General features: G+C 42.9%; 22 protein-coding genes and 1 pseudogene. 15 read left to right on the top strand and 8 right to left on the bottom strand.

The window, feature by feature from the left end:
* Positions 1–125: 125 nt before the first annotated feature.
* The 3 genes and pseudogenes from VK080_RS09995 to VK080_RS09985 all read left to right on the top strand — a co-directional run.
* Positions 126–335, top strand: a pseudogene (locus tag VK080_RS09995) (NADP-dependent oxidoreductase); the annotation flags it as partial.
* A gap of 314 nt (positions 336–649) precedes the next feature.
* Positions 650–778, top strand: coding sequence for a hypothetical protein (locus VK080_RS09990; RefSeq protein WP_324224626.1), 129 nt, complete (start codon positions 650–652; stop codon positions 776–778).
* Positions 779–1,248: 470 nt separating this feature from the next.
* Positions 1,249–2,955 (top strand): amidohydrolase, encoded by a 1,707-nt coding sequence (locus VK080_RS09985; protein ID WP_324224625.1) that lies wholly within the window; start codon positions 1,249–1,251, stop codon positions 2,953–2,955.
* A 540-nt stretch (positions 2,956–3,495) separates the two neighbouring features.
* Here VK080_RS09985 and VK080_RS09980 read toward each other — a convergent pair.
* Complete coding sequence (locus VK080_RS09980; protein ID WP_324224624.1) at positions 3,496–4,047, bottom strand: TetR-like C-terminal domain-containing protein; 552 nt, start codon at positions 4,045–4,047, stop codon at positions 3,496–3,498.
* A gap of 163 nt (positions 4,048–4,210) precedes the next feature.
* On the opposite strand from VK080_RS09980, the gene VK080_RS09975 reads away from it, so the two are divergent.
* From VK080_RS09975 to VK080_RS09960, 4 genes are all read left to right on the top strand, one after another.
* Positions 4,211–6,259, top strand: coding sequence for an efflux RND transporter permease subunit (locus tag VK080_RS09975; protein WP_324224623.1), 2,049 nt, complete (start codon positions 4,211–4,213; stop codon positions 6,257–6,259).
* Positions 6,260–6,263: 4 nt separating this feature from the next.
* Positions 6,264–8,078, top strand: coding sequence for a YhgE/Pip domain-containing protein (locus VK080_RS09970; protein WP_324224622.1), 1,815 nt, complete (start codon positions 6,264–6,266; stop codon positions 8,076–8,078).
* Positions 8,079–8,868: 790 nt separating this feature from the next.
* Positions 8,869–9,459: a CalY family protein gene (locus VK080_RS09965; RefSeq protein WP_324224621.1), complete on the top strand. Its 591-nt coding sequence runs from the start codon at positions 8,869–8,871 to the stop codon at positions 9,457–9,459.
* Positions 9,460–9,522: 63 nt separating this feature from the next.
* On the top strand, positions 9,523–11,118 hold the full coding sequence (locus tag VK080_RS09960) for a M4 family metallopeptidase (protein ID WP_324224634.1): 1,596 nt from the start codon (positions 9,523–9,525) through the stop codon (positions 11,116–11,118).
* 63 nt (positions 11,119–11,181) lie between these two features.
* Here VK080_RS09960 and VK080_RS09955 read toward each other — a convergent pair whose 3' ends face one another.
* Positions 11,182–11,607 carry a hypothetical protein gene (locus tag VK080_RS09955; protein WP_324224620.1) on the bottom strand — a complete coding sequence of 142 codons (426 nt, stop codon included), beginning with the start codon at positions 11,605–11,607 and terminating at the stop codon, positions 11,182–11,184.
* On the bottom strand, positions 11,600–11,731 hold the full coding sequence (locus tag VK080_RS09950) for a hypothetical protein (protein WP_324224619.1): 132 nt from the start codon (positions 11,729–11,731) through the stop codon (positions 11,600–11,602). The genes VK080_RS09955 and VK080_RS09950 overlap by 8 nt, the downstream gene beginning before the upstream one ends.
* Positions 11,732–11,906: 175 nt before the next feature.
* On the opposite strand from VK080_RS09950, the gene VK080_RS09945 reads away from it, so the two are divergent.
* Both VK080_RS09945 and VK080_RS09940 read left to right on the top strand, forming a co-directional pair.
* On the top strand, positions 11,907–12,938 hold the full coding sequence (locus VK080_RS09945; RefSeq protein ID WP_324224618.1) for a S66 peptidase family protein: 1,032 nt from the start codon (positions 11,907–11,909) through the stop codon (positions 12,936–12,938).
* Positions 12,939–13,370: 432 nt separating this feature from the next.
* Positions 13,371–13,967, top strand: a complete 597-nt coding sequence (locus tag VK080_RS09940; protein WP_324224617.1) for a lysozyme inhibitor LprI family protein — start codon at positions 13,371–13,373, stop codon at positions 13,965–13,967.
* Between the two features lie 71 nt (positions 13,968–14,038).
* Here VK080_RS09940 and VK080_RS09935 read toward each other — a convergent pair whose 3' ends face one another.
* From VK080_RS09935 to VK080_RS09925, 3 genes are all read right to left on the bottom strand, one after another.
* On the bottom strand, positions 14,039–14,884 hold the full coding sequence (locus tag VK080_RS09935; protein WP_324224616.1) for a cell division protein FtsZ: 846 nt from the start codon (positions 14,882–14,884) through the stop codon (positions 14,039–14,041).
* A 439-nt stretch (positions 14,885–15,323) separates the two neighbouring features.
* The gene (locus VK080_RS09930) at positions 15,324–15,533 is read right to left on the bottom strand and encodes a heavy-metal-associated domain-containing protein (RefSeq protein WP_324224615.1); all 210 of its coding nucleotides are present in this window, start codon (positions 15,531–15,533) and stop codon (positions 15,324–15,326) included.
* 185 nt (positions 15,534–15,718) lie between these two features.
* The gene (locus VK080_RS09925) at positions 15,719–17,617 is read right to left on the bottom strand and encodes a cation-translocating P-type ATPase (RefSeq protein WP_324224614.1); all 1,899 of its coding nucleotides are present in this window, start codon (positions 17,615–17,617) and stop codon (positions 15,719–15,721) included.
* A gap of 207 nt (positions 17,618–17,824) precedes the next feature.
* Between VK080_RS09925 and VK080_RS09920 the strand changes: the two genes are divergently transcribed.
* Positions 17,825–18,028, top strand: coding sequence for a hypothetical protein (locus VK080_RS09920; protein WP_324224613.1), 204 nt, complete (start codon positions 17,825–17,827; stop codon positions 18,026–18,028).
* A gap of 105 nt (positions 18,029–18,133) precedes the next feature.
* Here the strand turns inward: VK080_RS09920 and VK080_RS09915 are convergent, their stop codons facing one another.
* Positions 18,134–19,093, bottom strand: coding sequence for a calcium/sodium antiporter (locus VK080_RS09915; protein WP_324224612.1), 960 nt, complete (start codon positions 19,091–19,093; stop codon positions 18,134–18,136).
* A gap of 182 nt (positions 19,094–19,275) precedes the next feature.
* On the opposite strand from VK080_RS09915, the gene VK080_RS09910 reads away from it, so the two are divergent.
* From VK080_RS09910 to VK080_RS09890, 5 genes are all read left to right on the top strand, one after another.
* Positions 19,276–19,890, top strand: a complete 615-nt coding sequence (locus VK080_RS09910; RefSeq protein WP_324224611.1) for a CoA pyrophosphatase — start codon at positions 19,276–19,278, stop codon at positions 19,888–19,890.
* Positions 19,891–20,104: 214 nt separating this feature from the next.
* Complete coding sequence (locus VK080_RS09905) at positions 20,105–21,010, top strand: hydroxymethylglutaryl-CoA lyase (RefSeq protein WP_324224633.1); 906 nt, start codon at positions 20,105–20,107, stop codon at positions 21,008–21,010.
* A gap of 102 nt (positions 21,011–21,112) precedes the next feature.
* Positions 21,113–21,766 carry an XRE family transcriptional regulator gene (locus tag VK080_RS09900; RefSeq protein WP_324224610.1) on the top strand — a complete coding sequence of 218 codons (654 nt, stop codon included), beginning with the start codon at positions 21,113–21,115 and terminating at the stop codon, positions 21,764–21,766.
* An 81-nt stretch (positions 21,767–21,847) separates the two neighbouring features.
* A complete protein-coding gene (locus VK080_RS09895) occupies positions 21,848–22,654 on the top strand; it encodes a glycosyltransferase family 8 protein (protein ID WP_324224609.1) in 807 nt (268 codons plus the stop codon).
* Positions 22,655–22,813: 159 nt separating this feature from the next.
* Complete coding sequence (locus VK080_RS09890) at positions 22,814–23,422, top strand: TetR family transcriptional regulator (RefSeq protein ID WP_324224608.1); 609 nt, start codon at positions 22,814–22,816, stop codon at positions 23,420–23,422.
* Positions 23,423–23,472: 50 nt separating this feature from the next.
* Here VK080_RS09890 and VK080_RS09885 read toward each other — a convergent pair.
* The coding region (locus VK080_RS09885; protein ID WP_324224607.1) for a cation:dicarboxylate symporter family transporter at positions 23,473–23,672 on the bottom strand (200 nt) is incomplete at its 5' end.

The following is a 23,672-nucleotide window of genomic DNA, read 5'->3' as shown; positions in this document are numbered from 1 at the left end:
CTGAAACCGGTATCCGTTGTTCATTTGTAGTGTTTTCATTACTGTGTGACTTTAAAAGTCGAGTTAAGCTGATTAAAAAAGACTTATCTTAATATCGATAAACCTTTTATTCATTGATAAAGATCGCCTTGATGCAAGGCTTCACTGTTGGGAATTATTCTAATCGCTTCAAGGAAGGTGCCAAGCAGCTCGGTCAATGACTGCAGGAAGGCAAACTGACGTATCGCGAAACTATTCGGGAAGTTTTTGAGAACATACCGGATGCATTCTTGGATTTATTTAGAGGGAAAAATATTGGGAAGCTGCTAGTGAAGGTGGCTGATAGGCAATACTGATAAGGCAGGTGAAAGGAGATTGAGTTTAGTGCTCAGTCTCCTTTTTATAAATCAGCAAATGTTTCAGGTATGCGAAATATCAAACGGGTGATGTCGAACAAGCCGCTGGATCAAAAAAAGATAATTATAAAAATATTGCTTATTTCTATGGGTTTTGTAGAGTATGGTACTGATGCGATTGTTTCCGATCTCTTAAAAGAGCTTCTGTGTTTTAATGGAGTTGACTTTGTGTGTGAATGGGTTATCCATATACGCTTTAACGTTTTTTCTGGCCAAAAACGTAATGTTTCAAGTTCAATACTTTGGAGAGCTCATTGACAAAAGAGATTCCTTTTGGTTCAGATGTGACAAGCATATCCACTTCAGGTAACTTTTCTGTTAACAATGGGGCTGATGCTGTTACCAATTCCGTACCGCTCAGGATGACAACCAGCTATTTGTAAGTTGTCATTTATAAGGAAAATTGGTAATTTCCGTTTTCACTGGCAACGATGAGTTGTTATGTGTCACTAATCGCTACCAGAATATCTTTTAGTATATTCGTTCAGATGCTCCTTCCCTCATGAATGGCGGTACAAAAACAAAAAACCCAGGACGGGACCTTTTTGATACATAAGAAGCACCGTCCTTAGTAGATTCCCAAATATAGATTTATAATCTCATAAAAAGCGAATATATGGTGGACCGGACATAAAAAGGAGCTGAACAATCGAACTGTTCAGGGCACAAAGGAAATGAATCACGCAATTACTGAAGGTCATTGAGACAAGCCAGTGTGTGTCAAATGAACTAAATTGAAATTTGAACCAAAATATGGATATACAAATGGGCAGGTGATTGATATCATAATTGTACTGAAATATTAAAACTAATACTAATATTCAAAATTAACCATAGGAGAGGGGGATATGAATTGCAAAATAAAGCAATTCTTCTTGGGGTGGTTATTTTGTCGGCTTTTATGGTTATTGGATGTGAAACTGGGAGTCAGGAAACAATGAATGGAGATAATGAACTGGCTGATACTGTTTTTGTGAATGGAACTATTTATACGGTCGATCAGGATTTTTCAAAGGTAAGTGCAATGGCAATTAAGGACCGGAAACTAATCTACGTTGGCAATAATAAAGATGCCGAAGATTATATTGGACCTGAGACAGAAGTTATTGATTTAAAAAGTAAAACAGTGATTCCGGGTTTGAATGATGGGCATATTCATTTTACTTCACTTGGAACTAAACTTCTGGAAATTGATGCTTTTAATAAACCTAAACAGGAAATATTGGAATTGGTAAACAAAGAAGCAAAAAACCTTGATTCAGGAGAGTGGATATTAGGGCGGGGATGGAATCACGAGCTTTGGCCTGATGAATCATTTCCGACCAAGGAGGAACTTGACCAAGTAGCCCCTGATAATCCAGTCGTACTTACAAGAGTGGATGGACACTCCGTTTGGGTTAATTCCAAAGCACTAGAGATGGGGGGCATTACAAAAGACACCCCCAATCCCAAGGGAGGAGAAATAATTAGGGATAGGAATGGGGAAGCAACAGGAGTTCTGGTTGATGCCGCACGACAATCAGTGACAGCAAAAATACCGCCATACAGCGAAGAAAGGCTTTCAGAAGCACAACTGAAAGCACAAGAAACACTATTTTCCAATGGTATTACCAGTGCTTCGGATGCCGGTGCCAACCTGGAAGAAATTAATATTATGAAAGAACTCTATAAAGAGAATGATTTGAAGGTTAGGTTAAATGTTATGATTGATAATACCTCCAGTGAATTAGGAGAAACCTTTAAACATTACCTTAATAAAGGTCCGGAAATAGGGTTGTTTGATAACAGACTAACAATAGGGTCAGTAAAACTTATGGCAGACGGTGCACTGGGATCAAGGAGTGCTGCATTACTGGATGATTACAGTGATCGTTCAGGACATAAGGGGAATTATATCTATTCTGATGAGCAAATTTACACCCTAGTTAAGAAAGCGCGAGAGCAAAGTTTTCAGGTGGCAACCCATGCAATCGGGGACGGCGCAAACCAGCAAGTAATTGATACGTATGAGAAAGTGTTAAAAGAGGAGCCGCTGGAAGATCATCGCTGGAGAATAGAGCATTATCAAATTAGCAATGCCAATCAAATCGAAAAAATAGTTGAGCTTGGTGTTATACCATCTATGCAGCCGACACATGCAACGTCAGACAAAAATATGGCAGAGGACCGGCTTGGGGCAGAAAGGATAAAATACAGCTATGCCTGGAGAAAAATCATTGATGCCGGATCCCGCATAATCGGTGGTTCGGATGCACCTGTTGAACTTGTTAATCCTTTTCACGGGATTTATGCTGCTGTTGCACGAATGGATCGTGATGGCAATCCGCCTGGTGGCTGGTACCCGGAGGAAGCTATGACTAGAGAAGAAGCACTTAGAGCCTTTACCATTTGGGCAGCTGAGGGCAGTTTTGAAGAGGATTTAAAAGGCAGCCTGGAGAAAGGAAAGCTTGCTGATTTTCTTGTTATTGATCAAGATATAATGGAAATCCAAGAGGAGCAGTTAAAGGATATTTCGGTTCTTGCTACAGTCGTTGGCGGAGAAATTGTATATGAGAATTGATCAAGATAATTGTTGCTGGAATGGTAGTGTGACTTCCAAAGTTATACTATCATTTTTCTATGTTAACCATACTAAAACATAACAGCCGCCCGCTTTAATCATCAATTGGTTATCCACAAACGTTCTGCCCATTTCAATTGCTATCTTTATTTTAGCAATAAATGCGTTGCTTATTTCAAAAAGTCGAATACTTGGGTTCTAACGACGTAAAAAAATCACCGATACGTATCCTTGCCCGGTGAAGGGGGCCAGTCATTCCTCCTGTTTTCTCCCGCATCAAAACGGAAATTCCCTTACTTTTTTATGCACAAAAATCCATTTGCCTTTAGTAAACCATCACTGCAGAAACGGCCGATACCGCTTTGGCCCATCCCGCCGAACATGGCAGTTAGTCTATCATAGAGTGGCTGATCATTAATGTGGGTCATACGCGTCTCTCACCCGATGCCTATCCAGGCGGTTCCGGGTTCTTTTTTATAAGATGACCCGAGTCAATCATGTGATTTATCCCGCCGATTAACTGATCACCCATCTGTCACCTCACTCCCTGAATCTGAAACTATTGATCAGCTCAGCAATCTGTTTCGGGGACTTGTCCATGCTGTTGGCCAGCCAATGTTTGATCACATAGACACTGCCGCTGATGAGAAAAGTACTGGCATAATCAGATATGCCGGGATCGATTTCATTATTGTCCATCCAATTTTGGATCAGAAATGGTCGAGCGACGTCCATAACACGGCGCTCAAAAGAATGATCACCGTTCTTATTGAGGAGTGTTTGGCAGATCTCCTGCTTGGACACGACATACTCAAGGAGTTTTTCTGTCATCTGCAGTGCTTCCTCTTCCTGCTCGAAATTATATTGATTGAGGTAGGTGTTTAAATCGTCGATGAGTTCTTTTTCGATTTGCTCAAGCAAGTCAAACTGATCATTGTAGTGGGTATAGAATGTGGAACGATTAATATCGGCCAGCTGGCATATTTCTTTGACTGTAATGCCTGATATTGGTTTTATTTTTAATAAATCGATTAAACTATCCTTCAAGACCATTCGGGTATATTTTTTTCGTCGATCCAGTTTTTTGTTCATAAAATTGTCACGCTTTCGTTTTTGGTTTCATCAACATATTTCCGTTTTGTGTTGGTTTTTGTACGCAATTTATAAAACTGTCTGTTGTAAAACCAACACGATGTCGTATATAATGTTATAGTATTGAAACGGAAGATGCAAGAGAGGATGAACACCGATTGATATGACAGCAGGCATTTTAAACAAAAGAAAATTGATTGTCATCACGTTCTTAGTTCTGTCAATCATCAGTGCAGTCGTGCAGTTTGGGGTACCGGTCCAGCATGATATGGTTGAATATATGCCGGAGAACACCCCATCAATTGAAGCGACAGAGGTTATGGACGAGGAATTTAGTGGTAAGATGACAAACGCCCGGGTCATGATGAAAGATATCAGTATTCCGGATGCGCTTGGCTTCAAGGACAAACTTGACGCGGTCGACGGGGTGTCTGAAGTCACCTGGCTTGATGATGCCATCGATATGAAAACACCAATCGAAATGGCGGATCCCGATACCGTTGAGACATATTACAAGGATGGCAATGCACTGTATTCTTTCCACGTTGAAGAAGGAAAAGAAGTGGAAACGACGGATGCGGTTTATGAACTGATCGGTGAGGAGAACGCCATGTCAGGGGAAGCTGTGAATACAGCGAGATCGCAAAAAATGACGACGCAGGAGACCATGAACGCGGCCATGATTCTTGTCCCGATTATTATATTGATTCTTCTCTTGTCCACCAGGTCATGGATCGAGCCGGTGTTTTTCCTGATAGCTATCGGTGTTTCAATCCTGATTAATATGGGCACGAACATCTTTATCGGTGAGATTTCCTTTATCACCCAGGCGGTGGCACCGATTCTGCAGCTTGCTGTGTCACTCGATTATGCGATATTCCTGCTCCATAGCTTTGATGATTACCGGCAGGAGATAGCGGATCCGAAAGAAGCGATGAAACGGGCCATGAAGCGGTCGTTTCCGGCTGTCGCAGCGAGTGCGTCAACCACGTTCTTCGGGTTTATGGCACTGTCGTTTATGGAATTTGGACTTGGTGCCGATTTGGGTTTGAACCTGGTGAAAGGGATCTTGCTCAGCTTTATCAGTGTGATGGTATTCCTTCCTGCGCTGACATTGATACTTTATAAATGGATTGACAAAACACAGCATAAGCCATGGATTCCAAGCAAATTTAATATCGGAAAATATTTCATCAAATTGCGGATACCGGTGCTGCTTATTGTGATGGTTCTGATCGTTCCGGCTTTTCTGGGACAGAGTCAGACCGAATTTCTTTATGGCACTGGCGAACAGCCGGAAAATACGCGTGCCGGAAGTGATACAGCTGAAATTGAAGATGCATTCGGCAAATCCACGCCGATGGTACTGCTGGTGCCAAAGGGAGATATTGGCAAAGAAGTGGAACTTGTCCAGGAACTCGACAATCTTGATCATGTGAAAAGTAACATCTCGTATGTCGATACTGTTGGGGCCGGCATACCACTGGAGTATCTCGATGAATCTCAGACTGAGCAGTTCTTTTCGGAAAATTACAGCCGGATTATATTAAACACGTCAACAGATAAGGAAGGTAAGGAGGCATTTGCGCTTGTAGAGGATGTCAGGGCGATTGCCGCTGATTATTACGGTAATGATTATCATGCCCTTGGCGAAAGTGTCACCCTGTATGATATGAAAGACATCGTGGAACAGGACAATACGATGGTTAACCTGTTGACCGTATTAGCGATTGCGATTGTTCTGCTCGTCACATTCCGGTCGATATCATTCCCGGTTGTTCTGCTGCTCACGATACAGTCGGCGGTATGGATTAATTTGTCAATACCATACTTTACCAATGTCCCGCTTGTTTATATTGGTTATTTGATTATCAGTACGGTTCAGCTTGCGGCAACAGTCGACTATGCGATTTTATTGACTGAGGACTATGTCCAAAACCGAAAAGCGATGAAAGCCAAACCAGCGATTAAGAAAACAATTAATGAGAAGATCTTCTCGATTGGTGTATCCGCATCAATCCTGTCCAGTGTCGGCTTTATCTTATGGATGACCTCAACAGATCCGATCGTATCGTCCATTGGCCTCCTGCTCGGACGCGGTGCGGCACTGGCGTTTCTAATGGTGGTACTTCTACTGCCAGCATTGCTGCTTGTATTTGACCGGGTTATTGAAAAAACAACATGGAAAGCAAATTTTTATAAAGGTGAGTGATTCGATGCGGCTAAAAAGATTAGCAATGATGATGATGTGTGCCGTGCTTGTGTTTGGTTCGCTTCCTTTGCCTGCATTAGCCGCAGACAACGCCGATGAACAATCAGGATCCGGCGCGTATTCTGCAAAGGATGAAACGATTTACGGCAACTTGAACGCAAGCGGCACATTGCAGGATATGTATGTGGTGAACACGTTTCATGTAACCGAACCGGGTCAGATTGTGGACCACGGTGATTACAACAATGTGCGGAACCTGAGCAACTTAAACGACATTAAACAAGGTGATGACAACACCATTCGTTTTCAGGCGGAAGAAGATGAATTTTACTATCAGGGTGACGTGGATAACAAGCCGCTGCCGTGGAACGTTGATATCATCTATGTCCTTGACGGGGAGGAAGTGGCACCTGATGAACTCGCCGGTAAAAGCGGTGCTTTGGAACTGCAAATAGCCACTTCCGCCAATGAATCGGTCGATCCGGTGTTTTTTGAAAACTATATGATGCAGATTTCGCTGACGATGGATCAGGCAAAATTTGACGATATCCAGGCACCGGACGGAACGAAGGCCACATCCGGAAAAGATACGCAAATCACGTTCACCGTGATGCCGGAAAAAGAAGAAACGTTTGTTGTCTCGGCCAATGTTTCGGATTTTGAAATGGACCCGATTAATATCAGCGCAACTCCGGCGTCGATGCCGATGGAGGATCCGAATTTGGGTGGCATGAAAAGTGATATGCAGTCGCTTTCCGATGCCATCAGTGATATTAATCAGGGCATCGGTGACCTGAGCAGCGGCATTTCAGAATTAAGCTCAGGCGCGTCAGATTTAAGCAGCGGCTCCGGTGAATTTTTGAATGGCATCAATGAGCTTGATCAATCCTCAGGTGATCTGGTCAATGGGTCGGCGCAAATCCGTGATGCCTTGCAAAACGTGAACAGTGCAGTAGAAAGTGCGCCTGAAGCCCCGGATCTCAGTGAACTTAAAAAACTGCCTGATGGACTGCGCGAACTGGCAGGCGGCTTGAGAGAAACTGTTAATGGACTGGATACATTGCGTGAGAATTACGATAAAGCATACAGCAGTCTGGATGGAGCCATGAACAAGATTCCGGATTATGATATTAGTCCAGAGCAAATTGAGACGTTACGTGAAGGTGCAGAGGATAAAACGGTTGTGAATCAATTGTCTGAGACCTATCAGAGAGCCCGCGAAGCTAAAGGAACGTATCAGGCTGTACAGGAAGCATTTGGCTCCGTAACAGGAACACTGGAGGAAGTATCTGGAGCGATTGAGGAAATGGCAGCTCATTTGGAAACGATGGCTGATGAAGTTGAGAATGGTATGGAAAATATGGATCAAATGGGTGCGCTTGCCGAGTTGCAGGAAGGGTTATCCACCATGACATCTGAGTACCAAACGTTCCATAATGGTTTAGTGGATTACACGGATGGCGTCAGCGAATTGGCGTCTTCTTATCAGGACCTTGACGCCGGCATTCAGGAATTGTCTGACGGCACATCATCGCTTGACAGCGGTGCAAGCGAGCTGAAAAACGGGACCGAGGAACTGCAGGAACAAACGAGTGACTTACCAGGTCAAATGCAATCAGAAGTAGATGAAATGATGGATGAATATGACTACTCGGATTTTGAGCCGCAATCGTTTGTTTCCGACAAAAATGAAAAGGTTGATGTCGTGCAATTTGTTTTGCAGACCGAAGCGATTGAAATAGAGAAACCAGAAACAACAGAAGAAACACAAGAAGAGGAAAAAGGCTTTTGGGACCGATTCCTGGATCTTTTTCGGTAAAACCTTGAATGTGAAAACATTTGAAAAAGACAGCACGGTACATGCTTTAAAACGTCACTTAACCGTTGTCGAACGATTTGAACAGTGAAAGTCGTAAAACACTTGAAGGGATTCAACAGCTGGTTGATCATCAAAAAGAGAAAAGACTTGTAATGAATGAAGGTCATATTATTCTTCCAAATAGCATGATTAAGGCAATAGGTAACGCATCGCGCGTTGCCTTTTTTTAGACAGACAGTCACGCCGGATTGGATGGACAGCAAGTTTACTAAATATACTAGAAGGTTGAGCGTTGTATCTAAAATCTTAGCATCTCTTCTTTCGTATGCAAAACCGGGCAGCTTCTATTAAGAGGGTGTCCGGTTTTAATGTTTCGGCAATTATAATAAATAGTGATGTCTTATAGGAATTCCATCCTGTTATTCTACGTTTTTAAAAACTTCAATTCGATTTTTCCTACTATTTATCTATATGTTATATAGAAAATGGTTATCTTTAATCATTTTGAATATTTTTAACAAGCTTCGACAACTTTATCGCCAGTCCTTTATTATAATAGCTCTATCAACTGGATGATATAACAGAAAGATTCTTATTTATAGCAGACAAGGGAGGTAGATTATACCGGTTTCAATGGAGTAGTTTGCAAATTTACAGGTTAACCCAAGTAATTTAATCAATTTCAGTCTGGAAGGGGGATCGTAAGCACCGGTTTCGAATCTGATATGTTCATGTGGAACTAAACGTATTAATAACGCTTTTGTAAAACAGAAACTGAGGAGGAAGCAAAATGAGCATTAAGAGAAAAATTGGTTTAAGTGTAGCTTCAGCTGCGTTAGGAATAGCGCTGGTTGGCGGTGGGACATTTGCTTATTTCAGTGATCAGGAAGTAACAAATAATGCCTTTGCAGCGGGAACATTGGATTTATCGGCTAATCCGACAGCTTTTATCGATATCGATAATCTGAAACCTGGTGATACGATGCTGCGGGAATTTAATCTATCTAATGATGGAAGTCTGAAAATAGAAAATGTCTACTTAGAAACAGATTATTTTGTAACGGACCAGAATGGTGACAATAATAATGACTTTGGCAAACACATAAAGGTAAATTTCTTATGGAATTGGGATCAGGAAAGTGAGCCCGTTTTTGAAACGACATTACATGAATTGAAGGAAATGGATCCGGATGTTGTGAAACGTGATATTTGGGATCCTCTATGGGAACAAAAGGGAGGGCTCGAAAGCGAGGAAACGCATGATTTTTGGGTAGAATTCGAATTCATTGATAATGGTGAGGATCAGAATATTTTCCAGGGAGACAGCCTGGAGCTGGCATGGACCTTCAATGCAACACAGGCAGAGGGTGAAGATTTATAAGGCGACACAGTCAATGCAAATAATTGAAAATCAACATTTAATAGGAGGATGAGTTAGTTGACAATAAATAAGAAGTTGATTTCTTCTGCTATGGCTCTGGTTGTATCTTTAGGAATCGTTACACAGGGTTCTGCTGTACATGCAGATGAACAAAAGATTCAGCTCAATGAAACGTATGAGACGCCATCATATATTATTGAAAATTGGGAGGCCCCTAATGATAAAGAATTATCCAAGAAAGAAATTGCAATGGCATACATTCAGGAAAATAGTAAGGAATTTAAACTACTCAACAATGCGGATGTAAGCTTTGAAGTAACAGATGAAACAGCGGATGAGGAAACAGGAACACATCATGTTAAGCTTGAACAAACATATAAAGGCATACCGATTTATGGAGCAGATCAGACAATAGCTTTGGATAAGGATAATACGGTTACATCTTATTTCGGGCAGGTCGTTTCAGATTTAAATGTAAAAAATGAAGTAAACGGCACATCTATTTCTGAAGAGAAAGCAGTCGACATTTTTAAAAGAGAACTTGAAAATAAAATTGGTGAGGTGAACCAGTATGACGGCGACATTCAAACAGAGCCGTATATTTACGAATATGAAGGTACATTTTATCAGACGTATCTTGTGACGGCTTCTACTACAAATCCGAAAGTTGGGTATTGGCATTATTTCATCGATGCAACAAATGGGGATATTATTGACCACTTTAATGCTGCCCACAATGTGACTGCATTTGGAACGGGTGTTTTTGGTGACAGGAAAAAATTTGAAGCTCAAGCATATGAGGGCATGTACAGGCTATTTGATGAGACGCGTGGAGATGGTGTTGTAACTTATGACAATGATACGGGTGTCAATCTTGATATACTAAGCGTTAATAAAATGTTTAAAGACGGATCAGCAGTTGATGCCCATGCAAATGCCCAAACAACATATGATTATTATATGGATACATTTGGACGCGATTCAGTTGATGATAATGGACAAATATTAATTTCTGCTGTACATGTAGGTGATAATTGGAATAATGCATCATGGAATGGCAGACAAATGTCATATGGGGATGGAGATGGGGAGCGATTCCACCCTCTTGCCGGAGGATTGGATGTTGCGGCACATGAGATGACTCACGGCGTTATTCAACATACAGCAAATTTAGTTTACCGTGATGAATCCGGTGCATTAAACGAATCTTTAGCAGATATATTTGGTGCAATGGTAGACAGGGATGATTGGCTGATTGGAGAAGAAATCATGGCAGATGGCACAATGGCTTTACGCTCATTGGAAGATCCGGCTGCCCTGATTGAAAGGCGGACACAGGCACCCTATCCTGATCATTGGAGCTTGAGATATATCGGTGATTTGGATAATGGCGGTGTTCACATCAACAGCAGTATTAATAATAAAGCTGCTTATCTGGTGTCAGAGGGCGGAGAGCATTACGGGGTGACAGTAGATGGTATAGGACGTGATGCAACCGAACAAATCTATTACCGTGCGCTTGATCTTTATTTAACAAGCAGCTCTGACTTCAGCATGATGAGACAAGCAGCAATCCAGGCAGCGGGAGATTTATATGGCAGTAACTCTGATCAAGCTGAAGCGGTCGAACAAGCATACAATGCGGTTGGCGTCTATTAATCTATTAAGAAATCCAGCTGCCTGATGGGTAGCTGGATTTTTAATGTGATGGACAACACATTATTATGGGGTGAGCTGGACTGGCCATCTTTTTACGTTTGCCTGCAGCTGTTTCTTTTGCTGCCGAAATTGCTTGACGCGATGCCCATTTGCCCCGGATGGATGTGGGAAGCCAGTTAAATAGGTGTGGTCGGGCAGCATGTTATTCGTCGCCAGTTCCGCGATGACGTGGTCTGCCGTTTTTCCAAGCGGGATGATGAGTGCAGGCGACGTGATTGCCGCTATTTCGGCTGGGAATTCCTTATAGGCATAATGCTGTAATAACGGCGAACGGTCAACAGGCGGCTGATGTCCCGTGTAATTTTTTCCATTGATAAATACTGGATATTTGATGACCGATGTTGTATGAAGGAGGCGTCTTTCTTTTCCGAATAAATCGGCTGAATGTTGAATATCAAGTTTTTCCGGGATGCCGCATTGATCAAGCATGCCCGCGAGGTTTTTTTCTTATTGATCCGGCGAAACCAGCTGCTTTTTTGGCTTCTTTCAGACACGATTCCAGCGATTCACTGGATAACCGGCTTTTGACAAACTGCTCATATGCAGTCTTCATTTGCTGCCATCCCGGGGTGATGCCAACAATCACAATTTTAGCATCGCGGTTGATGTATTCGTTATGCGGCGCATAGTACATACTAAATATAGCAATAATTTTATTAAATTGTAGTCCGACTGAATGGGATTTTATGTTATGATAAAAAAATATCATAACAAGGGTGGTGCTCAGGATGCTCGTTAAACCAGAAAAATTAAATTCCGGCGACAAAGTTGCGACGGTCAGTCCTTCATGGGGCGGGGCCGGTGAGCCGGAACTCAGATGGCGCTATGAGCAAGGTGTGGAGCGGCTGCGTGATGTGTTTGGCCTTGAGGTCATTGCGATGCCGAATAGTTTGAAAGGTGCAGAATATGTATACGAACATCCGGAGGCACGTGCAGAAGACTTAATGAATGCCTTCCGCGATAAGTCCATCAAAGGTATTATTGCCAATATTGGCGGCAGTGAAAGCATTCGGCTCTTGCCATACATTGATTTTGACGTCATCAGGGAGAACCCTAAAATTTTTATGGGCTATTCGGATGTGACGATTCCGCATTTGTTCTGCCATAAAGCAGGGCTGTCATCATTTTATGGACCGGCGATGATGACCGACTTTGCTGAAAATGTTGAGATGCTGCCATATACGATTGAGATGGTCAAACGGACGTTGTTTTCCAGCGATGCTATTGGAAACATAGAGCCTGCAGCGGAGTGGACGAGCGAACGTCTGGAGTGGGATATCAAGAACAAATATACACGCCGCACGATGCAGCCCAATCAGGGATATGAAGTGATGCAAGGTTCCGGTGTGGTCCAGGGACGCTTGATCGGCGGCTGTATGGGCGTGTTGGAATTTGCTAAAGGAACCATTATTTGGCCTGAAGAAAAATATTGGGAAGACAGTATTCTTTTCTTTGAAACGTCGGAAGAGAAGCCACCGCCTGAATCCGTCAAACGTTGGCTGCGCAATTACGCGGCACAGGGTATTTTGCATAAAACGAACGGCATTATTTTTGGCAAACCCCAGGATGAAACGTATTATGATGAATACAAAACAGCAATCCAAACAGTTATGAAGGAATATCAGCTGGAAAATTTACCGATATTGTACAACTTGAATTTTGGACATACCGAGCCGAAGATGATTTTGCCGTATGGTGCGATGGCGGAAGTGGATTGCGATAATGGTACGTTTTCGATTTTGGAGAGTGGCGTGGAATAGGCATACCGGTTCTTTGTTACATTTCAATTTAAACCGGGATTAGGTTAAAATAGAGGAAGTGTTTTCTAATAAGATGGAGCGGATTTGATGAAGGAAAAACAAATACTTGATGATTTCAGACCTTTTTTCTGGGATGTCAACATTCGTAACATTCATTTAAATAACTTCTTCTGCCTACTTATAAAAAAATCCCTAATACCTGACCATTCTGTTGGAAACAAGCATTTTCGGCATCGGTTCACGTTCGGCATCATCAAAAAAGGTAAGGCTTTTCATGATACGATAGTAATTAATATCTATATCTGTCAATTTTTCAGGAATTGATTGCTAATGGTGAGAAGCGGTAGAATGAACTCAGTTAACAAGTTTTCCTTTACATCTGAAAATCACAAAATACTGCAAAACAAAGCAATGGAAGGGAAGAATTGTAACTTGAAAAAACTATTTGTATTCATGCTGCCAATGATATTGATTGTCGGGTGTACGGATGATGCACCAACTGAATCAGAAGACGCAGAAAGTGATGACGTCCAACAAAATGACGACGCCGATGAAACAAGTGACCCAGCGGAAACAGATGACGATGATGCTTCGGAAAACGAGGAAGGTGAATCTGCATCAGCATCAACTGTAAAACAGATGACTGAAAGTACTGAAAATAGTCATTCGAAAAGCACTAAGGAAGAATGGATACAAGAGTTGGAAAAAACAGAACTGGAATTGACTCCATTGGAAACCCAGGCACAAAACGGTACACAAACGGAAATGAATCAGTCGATGCAAAAGATTTTTAAACAATGGGATGATGTCCTGAATGATATTTATGGTACCCTGGAAGAACAACTTTCTGAAGGAGACATGAAGTCATTAAGAGAAGAACAGCGTAAGTGGATCACACATCGGGATGAAGCTGCTGAAGAGGCAGCATCGAAATTTGAAGATGGGTCACTGGAACCATATGAGCATGCAAACGTCATGGCTCAGCTGACGAAAGAAAGATGCTACGAGTTGGTGGAAACATACATGTAGTCACAATAGCAGGATGTACGTTGACTGAACACCTCAATATCCATCGGGCGGATACTGAGGTGTGTTTCGCTTCAAAAATGAAATCGTTTTTTCCCCTTTTCCGCAAGTCCTTGCCATTTCCTGAAGAACATTCGATATTTTGACAGACGTTTATAATCATCCGGTGCCTTAATCGGGTCACGGATGCCGTTCACGAGTAAAGTAATATTAAAATGCTGTCCGGGTTCATCCATAAAATACGTGCCAATCTTGAAAAGGTCTGCTTTCGAAAAAAGATCATGAAGGCGCAGGTTAATTTGGCGGTAGGCTTCCATGTCAACATCTCTTGCGTAGCCGATATTTAACATGAGCTGCCTGCCGTCGGTGAAATCTTCAGGCAGGTATGGTGCTGAGATCAGATATTTCAAAGGTTCGTTAAACGACTCGCCCTCAACCGTATGGACAAACAAAGGTCCTCTATTTTGCTGAATGAACGCCTCGATATCCTGAAAATCGATATTCATGTCACCGGTTTGTTCAACGACTTGCTTCATGGTTTGAATCGTGTGCTCCTCAATTGCGTCGAACGTCTGATTCGCTTCAAGAACTGGTGTATACTTATCGATTGATTCCATAAGCGCATCACTGTGAAAGTAAATCACCGCATCACAAAGCGCCTTCATCTTGAAATACTGCGCTGCAGCAGTCTGGAATCTCTTTTTGCCCTCAAAACGAAAAGGAAAGCGAAAGATGCCAATCAGCAAGGCTTTTTTCGCTTTTAACGTATCCAATTGGTTCATCAGGTCATCCGTATCGTTCGCGTTACCCCCCACAAATCGATAAAAACACAAATGATTCGGCTTGAGATTTTCTGCAACTGACTTGTCCATCTCAAAAGCATCATGACCCGTTTGATAAATATTTACAGCGGTTTCCATATCCTCGCTCCTATCAACCACTTTTCACCCATTATATACGATAAATGTTAAAAAGCTTGTCATAAGCTGTCGTGAAAGACGACTAGTTTTGTCGGGACATGGGGAGAAACATCTTGTCCTATCCGGAACGCCTACAGGAATCGGATAAAACGTCAGAGAGGGGGCTTCTCTCTGCCGAAAAGCTCTCCGGAAGCGGTTAAAACGTCAGAGAGAGGGCTTCTCTCTGCCGAAAAGCTCTCCGGAAGTGGTGAAAACGTCAGAGAGGGGGCTTCTATCGTCCAAAATGCACTTCAGAAGCGGTTAAAACGTCAGAGAGAATGTATCTCGAATCCAAAAAAGTTGATGGAGTCGCGGGGCCTCTCCATCGTTAGGTTCAACATATGTACGAACACAAAAAACAAGCAGTCCCCCTGTGCAGAGACCGCTCGTTTTTAGTTCCTTAGCTCACTACCGGATAACCAAGCTTTTCAATCGTGTCCTTCAGTTCATCTGATGTCACTTTGCTTTCATCATAAGTGGATTTTACTTTGCTCGAGTTGAATAGCACTTTGGCGTTTTTCACACCATCCATTTTGGCGAGTTTACCTTCTATCTTTTTGATGCAAGATGGACAAGTGAGCGGTTCTAATTGAAATTTAGCCGTTTTCATTTTAATCTCTCCCTTGTTTGTTCTATCTTCAGTATAAAGTCTTTATCAGGTTCATTCCTTGACCTGGGTCAATTTTGGTGATTTAATTTTCCTAAACTTTAAGTGCATTTTGTCTTAAATATGCCGGGTGTATTATGGTAATCGATGAACGAATCGCGTGCCCCCTTTCCGGTTAAAAAGTTATTTTAAGCATGTGCTGCTTGAAGTTTGTGTTCTTTTGCTTTCATCACTTTTTGATTAAACCGGATCAACCGCATAGCATTCAGGATGACGAGCAGGACGCTTGCTTCATGGATGAACATGCCGGATGCCAGATGGACTTCTCCAGCGAGCACTCCAGCCAGCAGGACAGAGGCGATACCAATTGCGAAAAAAGTGTTTTGTTTCATGTTCCGTATGGTCGCTTTCGACAGGGAGAAGGCGTGTGAGAACTGCATCAGTCTGTCAGCCATCAGCACGACATCCGCGGTTTCCATCGAGACGTCGGTGCCGCCTTCTCCCATGGCGATTCCGATATCTGCGGTTGCAATTGATGGTGCATCGTTAATACCATCACCGGCCATTGCAACGACGTGGCCATCCTCTTTCAGTTGCTTGACGATTTCTACTTTGTCTTCCGGCAGTAGTTCGGCATGAACTTCATCAAGGCCCAGCCGGGATGCCACAAGTTCTGCTGTATGTTTGTTATCGCCTGTTAGCATGATGATTTTTGTAATACCATTTTTGCGCATTTCGGCCAACGCCCGCGGTGCATCTTCACGTATTTGGTCGGCGATTGAGAAGATACCGGCGATGTGACCATCGACTGCTGCAAATATAGCCGTGTTGCCTGCTTTTTCCCGTTCGATCGCATAGTTTCCGACGTCTGCAGGAATCTCAATGTTTTCTGATCCCATTAATTTGCGGTTGCCGATTGCCAGGACATGACCATCCACGGTTGCCCGAATACCATTGCCTTTGATGACATTAGCATCTTTCGGTTCACCTTCAAGTGTGATCTTCCGTTCTTTTGCTTCTTTGACGATGGTCTGGCCTAAGTGGTGCTCAGATATGGTTTCGGCCTGAGCAACCAAACGGAGCAATACATCTGGTGCTTCGCCATCAAACGTCTTAATGTCTGTTATTTCAGGTTTTCCTTTGGTCAGGGTGCCGGTTTTGTCAAAGACAAGCGTGTCGACTTTGGAGAAATTGTCCATAACCTCGCCGCCTTTAACCAGAACACCATTTTTTGCGCCATTGCCAATGCCGGCAACGTTTGACACTGGAGTGCCGATGACCAATGCTCCGGGACAAGCGACGACCAGAAATGTAATGGCAGTATGCAAGTCCCGTGTCAAAGCATAGACGAGAACTGCCAAGACAACAATGGCCGGTGTATAAATGTTGGCAAATCGATCAAGGAATTTTTCCGTTTTGGATTTTGATTCCTGTGCTTCTTCCACAAGTTCAATGATTTTGGCGAATGTTGTGTCATCACCGACTTTTTCTGCCGCCATTTCAATATAGCCATTGTCCAGAATCGTTCCGCTGAAAACGTGATCGTCTTTTCTTTTCACCCGCGGTACGGATTCTCCGGTAACGGCTGCTTCATTCAATGTTGCCTGACCGTTCAGGATGCTTCCGTCTACCGGAATTTTGCCGCCGGAGCGGATCACCACACGGTCGCCTTCGATGACATCCTCAACCGGAATGGTTACCTGTTCCCCTTCCCGGATAACGGTTGCTTCCTGTGGCGCCATGTCCACCAATTCTTTTAAGGACGACCGTGTTTTGTTGAGGGTACGGATTTCCAGGTAATCCCCGAACATAAACAGGAATGTCACGACGGCTGATTCAACGTATTCGCCAATGAAAAGCGCCCCGATGACGGCGATTGTGACGAGCAATTCAATGCTGAATGCCTTCATCCTGAGTGCCTGGTATGCCTTAATGAAGATCGGAGTCCCCGCCAGGAAGGTTGCTGCAAGCAGGGCACTATTCTGAAAATCCTGCAAACCATTTAAATAAAATGCAAGTGCCAGTACCAATAATCCTCCAGTAATCGCAGTAATGTGGTTTTTATGATTGTTGATCACTTTTATCATGATCATCTTCCTCCTTGTTTTCCTTTCTGACTTCATCATAAGGCAGTTTGGAGGAAAAGAAATTGACGGGTGTCAAGTTTCTAAAGTTTTTTGCTTAAAATTTGGAAAGATAGAGGAATTTGACCATTAATGTCGAATAAAGTAGATGGAGAAACGAAGGTGTACTACTTTCCAGTCTCGTAAATCTTAATAGAAAGGATCGATGTCATGAAAAGAGAGTATTCTACAACTGAAAAGGTGAGGCAATTTGTACAGTCGGAGTCCAATGCCAGGAAGTTCCGGCATGATTACCCGATTTCAGACGATTTAACCTCTTCAATGCATGAAGCGTTTATCCATGTGCTTTCCGTTGCTTTAAAGATTGAACGGATTTTCTTCTTGGAAAAGCAAGAAAAGCCATTGGTTAAATAGCATTTCCTGCTCATGATTAATCCAGCCATTTGTTGGAAATTTAAATTCTAGACTGAATGAATGAGGTGCTAAAGTAGCTTTTGCTTAAAATACGGCCGACTCATGTTAGATCATGTTCCTCATAATCACGTAAACCATATACAACACATATGCCGCTACCAGTATAATTCCTTCCGTTTTGCCAATCCGATAGTTGGTTCTTGAGAAAATGAGCAGAACACCGGTCAGAACAATCATTAGTATGGCGTCTGTGAACACCTGGTTGTCGACAGTGAGTGGCGAAATAACCGATGAAGCCCCGAGAACGAGCAGAATGTTGAAAATATTGCTCCCGACAATATTGCCAACTGCAATTTCACTTTCCTTTTTAATGGCTGCCGTAACGGATGTGATCAGTTCTGGTAAAGATGTACCGATGGCCACAATCGTCAGTCCCACCATCGTTTCACTCATACCGAACGAAATGGCAATGTCCGTTGTGTTATTGACGACGAGTTCTCCGCCAAAAATAATTGCTGCCAAACCGCCGATTGTCAGGGCGATGTTTTTTCCCCATGAATTCGTTTTGGAATCTGTATTTTCGCTGTGTTCATCCTTGGACGTTCTGGCAACTTCGAACAAATAGTATAAAAAAATTGCAAAGAACAGCAGGAAAATCAATCCATCACTTCTTGTCAGCAAGTTTTCCGCCATTGACTGCAGGCTGACATCACTGATTAACACAAGAAAAGCGATGCCGGCCAATAAAGTGAATGGAATTTGTTTACGGATGGTTTCCCGTTTTACGCGCAGCGGATTCAGGAATGCTGTCAGTCCGACAACGAGCGTAATATTAAAAATGTTGCTCCCAACCACATTACCAATCGAAACGCCCGCACTTTCCTCCAGTGCTGCCACAATACTGACGGTTGCCTCCGGTGAGCTTGTCCCGAACGCAACGATGGTGAGTCCGATTAACAGTGGTGAAACATGGAGCTTCCGGGCAATTTGTGAAGCACCCTCCACAAAGAAATCGGCGCCTTTTATTAAGAGTGCAAAACCTATGATCAATAAAACATACGTCACAATCATCAGCCTTTCTGAAACAGCATCCTTATTGTTTCCATTAATTTCATGCTGATACTGGAAAGGTTACTACAAACGAATAATTTTTGCTAATCTTGAGTAATATGCCAGGAGAAGCATTTTGGTTATCCAAACCCCTTTATTCTGCTATAGTATAGGAAAGTAGGGCCTGAGGTGATTGAATGGACTTAGAGCGCATTATGAATAAAATCAAACGTCATACACCAACTGTTCTTGGACATGAACATTTTACGAAATCCGCTGTTCTTTTGCCCCTTGTTCAAAAAGATGATGAACTGCACGTGCTATTTGAGGTTCGTTCGGAAAACATGAGACGGCAGCCAGGGGAAATTTGCTTTCCGGGCGGGCGAATCGAAGCACAGGACGAGGATGCCCGGGCAGCAGCCATCCGGGAAACAACCGAAGAGCTGGGCATCAGTGAAAAGAAGATTTCGGACGTGCACCCGCTTGATTATCTTGTCACGGCATTTGGCATGATCGTATACTCCCATGCGGGGTTGATCATCACGGATGAACAGTTTGATCCTAACCCATTTGAAGTTGAGGAAATTTTTACGGTCCCGCTGTCTTTCTTTCTGAAAACAAAGCCGGAAATATATCATGTGAACCTAAATGTGCAGCCTGAAGAGAAGTTCCCGTTTGAACGTATTCCCGGCGGTGAAAATTATGATTGGCGCACCAGCCAAATTGACGAGTATTTTTATCATTATAATGATAAGGTTATCTGGGGTTTGACAGCAAGAATTCTATCCCATTTTGTTGAAATGATTCGCTGAATGATCAATTTAGAAAAATAGGACATCACCTGTTTTCCAAATTTGACATTTTGGGAATTTTTATTATATACTTTATTCAACAATGTTGAACTAAACGAAACCGAATTGAATAACATATAGTGGAAACGGGAATCGAAATACAGACCCTATTTTTGCACAGCAGTGTAAACGTATTCATCTTCAAATATTTCAAAAATAAAAGGAGGGCTGTATGATGAAACGCTGGCCGGATTTTGTACAGGTAAAGGAAGTGGGACCGCGTGACGGTCTGCAAAATGAAAAAAAGCGGATTTCTACGGCAGATAAGATTCATTGGATTAATACGCTGTCCGATTCAGGTGTGAAAGAAATTGAGTACTCATCGTTTGTTCATCCAAAATGGGTGCCGGCATTGGCTGATGCCAATGAGGTCGGAAGGCGGATCAAGCGGAATCCGGGTGTCCGTTACTCGGCACTTGTTCCAAACATGAAAGGGCTCGAACTCGCACTTGAAGCCGGTATTGATGGTGCCTCCGTCTTCATGTCTGCCAGCGAGACGCACAACCGGAAGAATATCAATAAATCAATTGATGAGACGTACCCGGTGCTGCAGGAAGTGATTCAATCGGCAAAAGATGCGGGTAAGCATGTGACGGGATATGTGTCGACTGTATTTGATTGCCCGTACGAAGGAACAATCATGCCGGATCAGGTGTTGCGCGTCTGTGACCGGCTGCTCGAAGCTGGTGTGGACGACATTTCGCTGGGTGATACGATTGGCACGGCAGTCCCGGCACAAGTGGATCAGCTGCTTAGCGAGGTGCTTAACCGTTATCCGAGCGACAAAATCATCATGCATTTTCATGACACACGCGGAATGGCCATTGCCAATATCATGCGATCGATGGAATACGGCATCACCCGGTTTGACAGCTCGATCGGCGGGCTGGGCGGCTGTCCGTATGCACCGGGAGCGTCCGGTAATGTGGCAACGAATGATGTCCTGTATTTGTTGCATGGTCTTGGCGTTAAAACGGGAATCGATGAAAACAAACTGCAGGAAGCAGCCATGTTCATTCAAAGCAAACTCGAAAAAGCGCTGCCGAGCAAATCACTGGCGTACGCTGCAAGCCAAGGCTGAAAGAAAAATGATGAGGAAGATACGCCTCACCTTTTATGAGCTTCACTGGGGTGAGGTTTTTGATATGGAATTTAGTGTTTTATCAACGAAATTCGGCAGCGAATGCACCAGCAAACGATTAACTGTTGTCATATCCGAAAAATTCATCTATTCTATGGTAAAGAAGCTTATTCATGCACAAGGCGAAAGGAGCGAATTACCATAGATCTTCAAAATATTGGTCAAAAACTCAAACAAGCCCGCTTAAAAAGCAAACACACCCAGCAGCAAATAGCAGACCGATGCGGTATCTCCAAAAGCCTGTTATCCAAAATCGAAAATGGCCAGACGTCCTCTGCTGTGGCAACGTTATCGAAAATATCCGAAGCGCTGGATGTGCCGCTCTCGTGGGTGCTTGATGGGCATCCGGAAACTGATTTGGTCATGCTACCGAAAGCGGAGAGAAAGATCAGTGCCGATGATGAGAATATGGGCTACTCACTTGAACTGCTTGCCAACAGGTCACGATTTTCACGGATTGAACCGACCATTGTCCATGTGACGCCGAAAGACGATAATGTGCGTCATGAGCCATATACGCATTCCCAGGATGAGTTTATTTATATCGTCGAAGGTGCCATTGAACTGTATTACGATGGGGAGCAACATTATATGGAAAAAGGAGATACCGGCTATTTCAAGGGTGTTAAGCCGCATCTGTTTATCCCGGTTGATAATGATGGTGCCAAGGTTTTGACGGTATTTATTGATGATTGAGTAAGGGGTCTGTCCCTCATCATGTGATGAGGGACAGACCCCCCTGATAAACGGCATTTTTGGATGAAGGGATGAATCAGATTGAACATTCTTGTCACACTGGACGCCAATTACATCAAGCCGTTAAAAGTTGCGCTCAAATCATTGTTCCTGAACAATCGGGATGAGATGTTTACGATTTACCTCATGCACTCAAGTCTCAAGCAAACTGAATTGGACGATTTAAGCCGGTTTATTCAGGAGCATGGCAGCATGCTGCGTCCCATTTACGTTGCAGATGACTATTTTTTGGATGCGCCGGCACAGTCTTATTATACGAAAGAAATGTATTACCGGCTGCTCGCTTTCAAATTTTTGCCGGAATCACTTGATCGGATTTTGTATCTGGATCCTGATATATTGGTGATTAATCCAGTCAGGGAACTTTATGAGACTGATTTAAAGGGTTACCTGTATGCAGCTGCCTATCATGATAAGATTTCGGTTAAAGAAGTGAATAAGATTAGACTGACTCCCTATAACATTGATGCCTACTATAATTCCGGTGTGCTGCTGATGAACCTGGAAGAACAGCGTCAGCATATCGATGAACAGACAATTTATCAATTTGTGGAGAAGAACCGCGCCAGATTGATCATGCCGGATCAGGATGTATTAAATGCACTGTATTCGAAAAAAATAAAAAGCCTCGACGAAATGTTATACAACTACGATACGCGGTTTTACAGCCATTATAAAATTAAGTCAAACGGGATCTGTGATATGGATTACATTATTCATCACACTGTTATCCTTCATTTTTGCGGCCGGAAAAAGCCGTGGAAAAAACGCTACAGCGGAAAATTTCATGCCTTGTATAAACATTATGAAAAACTGGCTTTAGCTTAAAGTGAAACTTCAATCAGTGGAGGGGTTTCTCTCACCACCACTGATTAAAAGCCCGAACAGAATCGGGCATAAGGTCAGTTAGCCGTCATATTTTATCGGGTAACTGACCATGACATGCGGGAAAAACTCGGTAACATCAGTATAGAAAGAGGAAAAACAATGCCGAAACAGACATTTTACAATTTGCCGGAGGAGAAAAAACAGACATTAATACGTGCCGTTGAAAAGGAATTTTCGCGGGTGCCATTACACGATGCTTCCATCACTAATATTGTAAAAGAAGCAGATATCCCGCGCGGCAGCTTTTATCAATACTTTGACGATAAAGAGGATGCATTTTTCTTCCTGCTGGATGATCTAGCTGAAAAACGAAAAGAGGTTTTTATCCGCTTACTGGAGAAGCATCATGGTGATTTGATTGACGCTGTAAGGGCCTTTTTTCAAACAGCCATTACCGAAGTGGAAAACTTGAATTTCATGAAAAATACCTTTTTGAATATGACATACAAAATTGAGGATTCATTTCTAAAGGCGTTCAGTGACCGCCAAAACAGTGAGCAGTTCAGGGAAGTCAGTTCATTGATTGATAAACGGAAGCTGAATCTTGCCGGTGATAAGGAATTATTCCATGTGATGCAAATCCTGACGTCGGTGATTGTTAGAAATCTAGTTGAGAAATTTGCCCGTAATTTATCGGATGAAGAAGCCATGAATCATTTCACCATACAAATGAAGTTGCTAAAAACAGGGCTGTATCAGACGGAATAGATAAAACATCTCCCGGGTGAGGGAGATGTTTTAGGTTAACGCGCACTTATTTACTCACTTTTTTCTGTCTGACTGATAATGCTCGTTCCGACTAGGTCCCCGGTCACATTTAATGATGTAGCGCCCATACCGACTAAAACATCAATGGCGGTTAACAGCCCGACTGCTTCCATTGGCAGACCAAGCTGGGCAAATACGGTGGCGATCATGATGATGCCTGCCCCAGGAACCCCCGCGGTACCGATTGATG

It is taken from the genome of Lentibacillus sp. (assembly GCF_035301925.1).
In the GTDB taxonomy this organism is placed as follows: Bacteria; Bacillota; Bacilli; order Bacillales; family Amphibacillaceae; genus Lentibacillus.
This window is presented reverse-complemented; position numbering and strand designations above follow the sequence as displayed.

What these genes read in the sequence shown, in the direction of transcription:
- VK080_RS09980 (WP_324224624.1), bottom strand. Translation starts at nt 4,047, where the DNA reads ATGAACAAAAAACTGGATCGACGAAAAAAATATACCCGAATGGTCTTG.
- VK080_RS09975 (WP_324224623.1), top strand. Translation starts at nt 4,211, where the DNA reads ATGACAGCAGGCATTTTAAACAAAAGAAAATTGATTGTCATCACGTTC.
- VK080_RS09970 (WP_324224622.1), top strand. Translation starts at nt 6,264, where the DNA reads ATGCGGCTAAAAAGATTAGCAATGATGATGATGTGTGCCGTGCTTGTG.
- VK080_RS09965 (WP_324224621.1), top strand. Translation starts at nt 8,869, where the DNA reads ATGAGCATTAAGAGAAAAATTGGTTTAAGTGTAGCTTCAGCTGCGTTA.
- VK080_RS09955 (WP_324224620.1), bottom strand. Translation starts at nt 11,607, where the DNA reads ATGCTTGATCAATGCGGCATCCCGGAAAAACTTGATATTCAACATTCA.
- VK080_RS09950 (WP_324224619.1), bottom strand. Translation starts at nt 11,731, where the DNA reads ATGAAGACTGCATATGAGCAGTTTGTCAAAAGCCGGTTATCCAGTGAA.
- VK080_RS09945 (WP_324224618.1), top strand. Translation starts at nt 11,907, where the DNA reads ATGCTCGTTAAACCAGAAAAATTAAATTCCGGCGACAAAGTTGCGACG.
- VK080_RS09935 (WP_324224616.1), bottom strand. Translation starts at nt 14,884, where the DNA reads ATGGAAACCGCTGTAAATATTTATCAAACGGGTCATGATGCTTTTGAG.
- VK080_RS09930 (WP_324224615.1), bottom strand. Translation starts at nt 15,533, where the DNA reads ATGAAAACGGCTAAATTTCAATTAGAACCGCTCACTTGTCCATCTTGC.
- VK080_RS09925 (WP_324224614.1), bottom strand. Translation starts at nt 17,617, where the DNA reads ATGATAAAAGTGATCAACAATCATAAAAACCACATTACTGCGATTACT.
- VK080_RS09920 (WP_324224613.1), top strand. Translation starts at nt 17,825, where the DNA reads ATGAAAAGAGAGTATTCTACAACTGAAAAGGTGAGGCAATTTGTACAG.
- VK080_RS09910 (WP_324224611.1), top strand. Translation starts at nt 19,276, where the DNA reads ATGGACTTAGAGCGCATTATGAATAAAATCAAACGTCATACACCAACT.
- VK080_RS09905 (WP_324224633.1), top strand. Translation starts at nt 20,105, where the DNA reads ATGAAACGCTGGCCGGATTTTGTACAGGTAAAGGAAGTGGGACCGCGT.
- VK080_RS09900 (WP_324224610.1), top strand. Translation starts at nt 21,113, where the DNA reads ATGCACCAGCAAACGATTAACTGTTGTCATATCCGAAAAATTCATCTA.
- VK080_RS09890 (WP_324224608.1), top strand. Translation starts at nt 22,814, where the DNA reads ATGCCGAAACAGACATTTTACAATTTGCCGGAGGAGAAAAAACAGACA.